General features: G+C 47.8%; 7 protein-coding genes. 2 read left to right on the forward strand and 5 right to left on the reverse strand.

Annotated elements, in window-relative coordinates; translation table 11 throughout:
- Positions 1-80: 80 nt before the first annotated feature.
- Entirely contained in the window at positions 81-1,655 is a 1,575-nt protein-coding gene (locus tag SFV55_RS26700) for a M20/M25/M40 family metallo-hydrolase (RefSeq protein ID WP_320032643.1), read from the forward strand.
- A 102-nt stretch (positions 1,656-1,757) separates the two neighbouring features.
- Complete coding sequence (locus SFV55_RS26705; protein WP_320032644.1) at positions 1,758-2,210, forward strand: hypothetical protein; 453 nt, start codon at positions 1,758-1,760, stop codon at positions 2,208-2,210.
- A 4-nt stretch (positions 2,211-2,214) separates the two neighbouring features.
- Here SFV55_RS26705 and SFV55_RS26710 read toward each other — a convergent pair whose 3' ends face one another.
- The 5 genes from SFV55_RS26710 to SFV55_RS26730 form a co-directional block, all read right to left on the reverse strand.
- Complete coding sequence (locus SFV55_RS26710; protein ID WP_320032645.1) at positions 2,215-2,985, reverse strand: exodeoxyribonuclease III; 771 nt, start codon at positions 2,983-2,985, stop codon at positions 2,215-2,217.
- 162 nt (positions 2,986-3,147) lie between these two features.
- A complete protein-coding gene (locus tag SFV55_RS26715) occupies positions 3,148-3,894 on the reverse strand; it encodes an FAD-dependent oxidoreductase (protein ID WP_320032646.1) in 747 nt (248 codons plus the stop codon).
- A gap of 66 nt (positions 3,895-3,960) precedes the next feature.
- Complete coding sequence (locus SFV55_RS26720) at positions 3,961-4,878, reverse strand: GYDIA family GHMP kinase (RefSeq protein WP_320032647.1); 918 nt, start codon at positions 4,876-4,878, stop codon at positions 3,961-3,963.
- Between the two features lie 6 nt (positions 4,879-4,884).
- Entirely contained in the window at positions 4,885-6,237 is a 1,353-nt protein-coding gene (locus SFV55_RS26725; RefSeq protein WP_320032648.1) for a hydroxymethylglutaryl-CoA reductase, read from the reverse strand.
- Positions 6,238-6,244: 7 nt separating this feature from the next.
- Positions 6,245-7,294, reverse strand: coding sequence for an isopentenyl-diphosphate delta-isomerase (locus SFV55_RS26730; RefSeq protein ID WP_320032649.1), 1,050 nt, complete (start codon positions 7,292-7,294; stop codon positions 6,245-6,247).
- Positions 7,295-7,596 lie beyond the last annotated feature (302 nt).

Below are 7,596 nucleotides of genomic sequence, written 5' to 3' on the forward strand. Positions count from 1 at the left end.
TTATTTTACTTTACATCACTTTACGATGCTACCCAATCGAGCTGATGATTAGAAGCATTACCATTTAAAACCTGAGTATGATGATGAAAAAGCTCTCCTTACTGTTGTTATTGGCCGTAGCTGCCAGTATTAGCCTCCTGGCCCAGGATGCACCCAATCCAACCCTCAACGCTGCCATCCGCAAGCATGGTATGGAAAAAAGCCAGGTGATGGACATCGCCTCCTGGGTTTGTGACGTCTATGGGCCACGTTTAACGGGCTCTCCCATGTTGGACAAAGCCACCGATTGGGCGCAAAAAACGCTCAAAGAATGGGGCATGAGCAATGTTCACCTCGAAGCCTGGGGGCCATTCGGCCGGGGCTGGGAGTTCTCTCACTTCGAAATGCACGCAACTGCGCCCAACTATTTCCCAATCATTGCTTATCCCAAAGCCTGGTCGCCCAGCACCAAAGGGCTCGTTAGTGGGGAGGTGATCTACCTGCAAGCCGATGACGAGGCCGACCTCGAAAAATACAAGGGTAAACTGAAAGGAAAATTCGTATTCCTGGATACCATCCGTACCATCAATGAATGGTTTGATGCCCCTGCAAAACGCCTCGTTGCGGAAGACCTGCTGAACATGGCCAACGCACCTGCCCCAGGCCGTCGCCCCGACCGTGATTTCAACCGACTGGGTGGTTTTTCTTTCAACCAAAAACTCTTCAAGTTCATCGTAGCCGAAGATCCGTTGGCGGTGATCGACCGCGGGTTCAAGGGAGATTTGGGTACTGTATTCGTATCCGGTGCTCGTGCAGACGAAGGCCGGGCACAAGACCCCAAAGCCAAGGTCATTCCTCAAGCCACTATGGCAGTGGAGCATTACAACCGAATTTTCCGCCTGATGCAAAAGGGCATTCCGGTGACCTTGTCCATGGAATTGAAAGCTACCTATACCAACCCCGATGGAATGGAGCACAACATCATCGCTGAGATTCCTGGCTCCGACCTCAAGGACGAAGTGGTTATGCTGGGTGCGCACTTCGATTCCTGGCATACAGGTACGGGTGCAACCGACAACGGAGCCGGTTCTGCCGTGATGATGGAAGCTTCCCGGATCATTCTGGAAACGATCAAAGAAACCGGGATCAAACCTCGCCGCACCATTCGCCTGGCCTTGTGGACGGGTGAGGAGCAAGGCCTGTTGGGTTCCAGAGGTTATGTAAAAGACCACTACGCCAACACCAGCCCTGAAGGCACCATTCAAAGCATCAAAGAGGCCGAACAAAGTAAAATATCCGGCTATTTCAACCTGGATAACGGCACAGGCAAAGTGCGTGGGATTTACCTGCAAGGTAACCCAGGGGTAATGCCGATCTTTCGGGCCTGGTTGGATCCGTTCAAAGACCTGGGCGCAACAACCATAACCCTGCAAAATACCGGTGGTACCGACCATCAGTCTTTTGATGCGGCAGGGATCCCTGGCTTCCAGTTCATCCAGGAGCCTATGGCTTACTCTACCCGTACCCACCATTCCAATATGGACAACCTGGATCACCTGGTAGCAGATGACCTGAAACAGGCGGCTACGGTGATTGCTTCTTTTGTCCTGCATACGGCGATGCGGGATGAAAAACTGCCTCGTAAGGCAACTGAATTGAAGGCAGGAAGTAATTAAAGATGGAACTTTTCTGACTTTAGTGCCATTAATAAGAATCGGCTTGAGCTTTTAACTTAGTTCAAGCCGATTCCTGTTAGTTGACCTTCAAACTTTACACAAATGAACACCACCACCACTATTGCCGTATCTCCCGCCGAGATTGAAGAACTTGTTTCCGGATTCCAGGATCACAGCCTACCTGCCGAACGTTGGACCCACCAGGCGCACCTCATCGTTGGCACCTATTTTGCCTACCATTTTCCACTAGAACAAGCCATTTATTACCTGCGCTCGGGCATCATCACCTATAATGTAGCCACTGGTGGCAAAAACACCCATGAGCGGGGGTATCATGAAACCATCACCCAACTTTGGGCCATTCTGTTGAAAGCCTTTGTGCAAAAAAAATGTGCGGGCCTCTCACTTGCCGAATCTTGCACGGCGCTCCTGAACAGTCCTTATGCGGCACAGGAAATCATGTTCAGGTTTTACTCCAAAGACCTTCTATTCTCTACCCAGGCACGCGCCTTGTGGGTAGAGCCCGATATGGCTCCCATTGATGTTGCAGAATAGGAGCTTATAGGAGATTATCGAATTCTACCAGCACCGCACAGTGATCTGAATGCTCTGCTTCGTTGATATGTCTGGATGCTTTGAGTTTGGGGCGCAGGTTGTCGCTTACGGACTGGTAGTCGATGCGCCAGCCCTTGTTGTTTTTGCGGGCACCAGCGCGGAAACTCCACCAGCTGTATTCAATTTTGTCGGGATTCAAAAAGCGGAAGGCATCGGTAAAACCACTGTCGAACCATTTGCTGAGCCATTCCCTTTCTTCGGGCAAAAAACCGGAGGAGTTTTTGTTGCCTTTGGGATCGTGGATGTCGCGTTCGGTGTGGGCGATGTTGTAGTCGCCGACAATGATGAGGTTTTTTCTTTCTTGGTGCAATTCATGTGCCCAACGGAAAAAATCTTCCAGAAAAATCATCTTGAAATCCTGGCGTACATCTCCCGTTGTGCCTGATGGGAAATAGCAGTTGAGCACTGTGAGGTCTCCGAAGTCGCTGCGCAGGATACGCCCTTCGTCGTCGTATTTGGAGATACCGCACCCACTGATGACTTGATCGGGTTCCTGTTTGCTGAAGGTGGCCACGCCGCTGTAGCCTTTTTTTTGCGCAGAATGCCAGTGTACGTGGTAGCCCAGATCGCCAATAGTGGAAAGGTCAACCTGGTCCGGACTGGCTTTGGTTTCCTGAACGCAGATGATGTCGAACTGGTGTTCGCGCAGCCATTCAGCCCAGCCCTTGGTGAGGGCGGCGCGGATGCCGTTGAGGTTGTAGGAGACGAGTTTCATAGATGCTGATGTTCCCACGGCTAATGCCATGCTGTTCCCACGGCTAAAGCCATGGGGTGATTTTGTATGGTGGCCTCCCACGGATGAATCCGTGGGTTGGCGGAATTTTAGAGGCAATGCGACAACACACTCACACAACACACTCACACAACACACCCATTTTTAGCCGTAAAGTTCGGTAATGATCTGGCGCTTGTCGTAGCCAATTTTGTCAAACAGGTTGAGGACGGCTTCGTCCACCATATTCTGCCAGCCACAAAGGTAAAATTTTACATCGGAACGTAAAGTGGCGTATTCATTTAGGTAAAAAGAATGCACGTAGCCTGCTTGGACTTCAAAGGGGAATTGGGTGGGATCAAGTTCCGCCTCCCGCGAGAGGGCAACGGAGAATCGGAAATTGGGCAATTGTTTTTGCAATTCAATAAACTCTTCCTGATAGAGGATACCTTCAGTATGGCGGGTACCAAAGATCAGGTGCAACTTGCGGTGGGGAATATTCTCCTGATGGATGTATTGCAACATGCTGCGAAAGGGAGCGACACCGGTTCCTGTACAGACCATGACCATATCGTGATCAATGGTTTCAGGCAATACAAATCCACCATCGGGACCCTTAAAGCGCAAGGTTGATCCTACCTGCACATCATCAAACAAGTACTCGGTAGCTTTACCACCATCCAAACGAACAATACAAAACTCCAGCTGGTTGCTTTCTGCCGGGGCGCTGGCGATGGAATAGCTGCGCCAACGTTGCAGGCGTTTATCGCCAATGGGCAAATCCATGGTCACAAATTGGCCGGGCTTGAAGTTAAAAGCTTCTACATTGGGAATCTCTACCCAAAAACGACGGGTATTTGGGCTGGCGGTTTGGATGTTGATGACGTTGGCGTCGTACCAGGTGGTTGGCATTGTTCAGTCTATTTCTTTAAAAAACTGCGTAAAGATACCGTTTGTTTAGATTGTTTCTAAATAAAATCAAAGAATCATTTCAGTATAGCTCAGGATTACCTCAAATCCTTTTTCCTGAAAGTAGTTTTTTGTACTTGCTGTATCCTGGTCACTGGTCACCAAAACAAAATCTCCTCCCCATGCACCCAAAGATTTCACTACACCCCAGTAATCTGAAAAATAAAGGTTTTGAGCGCGAGTTAAATTCAAATTGGTACTGACAATTAATTCATGCTGAAGTATCAAGCTTTCAAATACTTCGAGCGAATCACAAGCTGCTATATCTAGGGTTAAATGATTGATTTCGGCTAAGGAGGCTTTTACCTTTTCGCCCAAAGCCCGGTAGCGCTGAATGCCCTCCCGACTGTTTTGTTTTTTCCCCAAATACACAAAGTAAAGTTGGTCGGCAAAAGCTGGGTGAAAAGCTACTGGCTGTGCAACTTGATTTTGGTAAATGATGGGGCCTTCTGCCAGAGCACAAGCCAAATCATACCCTGAACCTCCAAAAGTTTTGGCCAATAAATCATAAGGGTTCACTTGTGCCAAATGTGCCACAAAACTGATGAGCGTAGAACTACTGCCCAGACCCCAATGCCGGGAAAAATCCAGGTGAGTGGTGATCGAACATCCTCCGAGGCTAGTCAAGGGGAGTTTGGATAATAAAAATGCCTGTTCCAAAACCTGAATCAGCCTTAGGGCAGGTTCGGATGTTTCAACAGATACAATCTTCAGACTGGGGATTTCCAAGGTGACATTGAACCAACAAGTACCATCCACATCGTAGCTCTGCCAGGTTAATACTCCTGACTTGCCAGCTTCTACTTTAAAATGTTGCCCCAGACGGGTAGGCAAGGCAAGAGCCATGGCTCCATCTAATACAAAGTACTCTCCGGTCAGCAACAATTTGCCTTTTGCATGGTATTCTTCTCCTGGGAATGGCGACATGGGCATTTACATTACATTCACTGCAGGTCTGGATTTTTCCTCCTCCCGACGATCTAAAAACTCACGCACTGCCGAGAATGAAACCACCCGATCCTGAAAGTATTCTACTGCAGCCGTACAATCATCAGGATCTCCTCCCAAATGGTTGAGGATGTTCATCAGGTGCATTTTCATATGTCCTTTTTGAATACCAGTTGTCACAAGCGAGCGTACCGCGGCAAAGTTTTGAGCCAAACCAGTAGCTGCTATGATGGACATCAATTCCGGCGCGGAAGGCTGGCCCAGAATCTCAAGAGATAGATTAGCTAGTGGATGCAATTTGGTCAAACCACCTACCGTACCAAGCGCAATGGGTAAGTCCAGCCAAAATGTAAAGACCCCATTTTCAACCTGGCAGTGGCTCAAACTCCGGTATTGCCCATCGCGGGCAGCATAGGTATGCCCGCAGGCTTCGGTTGCTCTGAAATCATTGCCAGTAGCGATAACTACGGCATCCACACCATTGTAAATGCCTTTGTTGTGGGTAGTAGCGCGGTATGGGTCGATTTCGGCAATGCGGACCGCCTTGGCGAATTTTTCGGCAAAGCCGCGTCCGTCCAAATTGATACAAGCATCATCTAGTTGTTCAACCGGGCAACTTACTTCGGCGCGCACGATACAATCCGGCGTATAGTTGGATAAGATGGCCATGATGACCTCTACTTCCCGTTCACTTGCGCTCAAACTGGTTTGGGAGCTGATAAAATGTTGCAAACTCCGGCCAAACTCCTCCAAAACCGAGTTGATAAAATTGGCCCCCATAGAATCACAAGTTTGAAAACCAACCTTTAACTGGTAATAATCTGCTTCCAGGTGGCTCATATCTTGTAGTTCAATAGAAGAAATACCACCACCTCGTTTTTCCATATTGCTGGTGATGTGCCGAACATCGTTGAGCAGGGTATGAGAAAGTGCTGGCATCAGGGCCTGGAGTTTTGTGCTATCTCCTTTCCAACTGAAGTGCAATTGCCCCAGTTTGGTGGTGCCCAATACGCTTGTTTTGAAGCCACCTTTGTGCGACCAAAATTTGGCGGCACTGGCAGCAGCAGCTACTACCGAGCTTTCCTCGATGACCATGGGCACCGCGTACATTTGTCCATCCACTAAAAAATTAGGGGCGATACCGTAAGGAAAGACAAAATTACTCAGGGTATTTTCACTGAACCCGTCCAGAATGCGCTGTATTTCGGCGTCTTCATGCCAAAAACTGCGGAGCGACTCCAAAGTAGCCCCCTCATCGGCCGAAAAATTTTTAGCCAGCCACTGAATTTTTTCTGTTTTGCTCAGCTTATGGAGTCCCGATATTGATTTTTCCTGCATTCTTGTGTTATCTGACCTTTAAAAATGCTTGTGCCAGTTCTAAGCCTTCAATCTGTGCGGCTATATAGGTGCGCAGCGGCTCATAGTCGCCTTGTGCGTGTTTTAAAAAACCGGATGCCTGTCCGTAAATCGCGGGCAATTGCACCTTATTGATGAGGTAATAGCCATCCAGAAAGCTTTGCACACCTCCTGATACAATGATGGATTGACATTGTACTTTGTTGCCCAACTCTGGAAGCAATTGATTGACAAAATTTACCATTTCGGCTGCACTATGGCCTACTTTGGCCAATTGGCCATAAATCAATTGTTTTGCCTCTGTATCGCGTAGCAATTCAAGTTTGGCAAAGTTGGTACCTCCTGCTGCCGCAAAGTCAATCGCAGCCAGTGGCAATTGTAACAAAGCCTTTAAACTATCCGGTCCCATGCCTTGCCCTACTTCTTTGACGATGACAGGCATCTTAAGATACTCCAGGATTTTTTCAATCGTGATTAGTGGAGCCTGCTGAAACCGGTCTCCTTCTGGCTGAAGCCATTCCTGAAAGGGATTGACATGGATGATCAGCCCATCTGCATCCAATTTATCAAGCATCACATTGATGCGATACAGTTCATTGCGTTCAATGAGTTGTTCCAATTGGGCAATTCCTAAATTGGCAAAAAGAGGCTGGCCATTCATTAAAGGCTTTACCGCGAAATCAGCCAATACATCGTCGCTGTACAAAAGGGATCGACAAGAACCTAACCCCATCCCCATACCAAATTCACCACAGGCACGAGCCAGATTTTGGTTAATGGTTCGGGCCATGGCTGTTCCTCCGGTCATACTAGACACCCAGAGTGGTGCTTTAAAGGTATGTCCCAAAAACGGAAAGTGAGACCAGGAACCTAGTTGGGGATGAGGACTTTGCAAAGGTTCGTAATAAAAACGTGGATCCAGTTCTTCTGACTTTACTTGTGAGTTGAAAGCCAATTGAATGTGGTCACGCTTTCGCTCTTCCGCAGTAGGGTCATCTTCGGTTGGGTTCAAAATGATGGCTTTGTTTGGCTCCTTCATCAAAAGCAAGTATTCATCCAGCAAAAATAAAGAATTAGGGCAATTATTTTGCCCCACTGCTTATGTGTTGTGCGGATGCAATGACGTAAAATCAATTTCGGGAGTGAAACAAGAAGTGTGATGGAAAGTTTTGTGGGAAGAAAAGAAAGAAAAAAAGGAGAGGAAAATAATTTTTACCTAATTTTGACAAATATGAAAAAGTGGAAGACAAGTCCGAACAAATATCTTGCTTGAGTAGCTTGTCGTTCGGACTTGGAGCTTCCTGCTCAAAATTAGAAACGCTTATTTACATAGAGGTAATC

This window comes from Haliscomenobacter sp. (genome assembly GCF_033763495.1).
Taxonomy (GTDB): Bacteria; Bacteroidota; Bacteroidia; order Chitinophagales; family Saprospiraceae; genus Haliscomenobacter.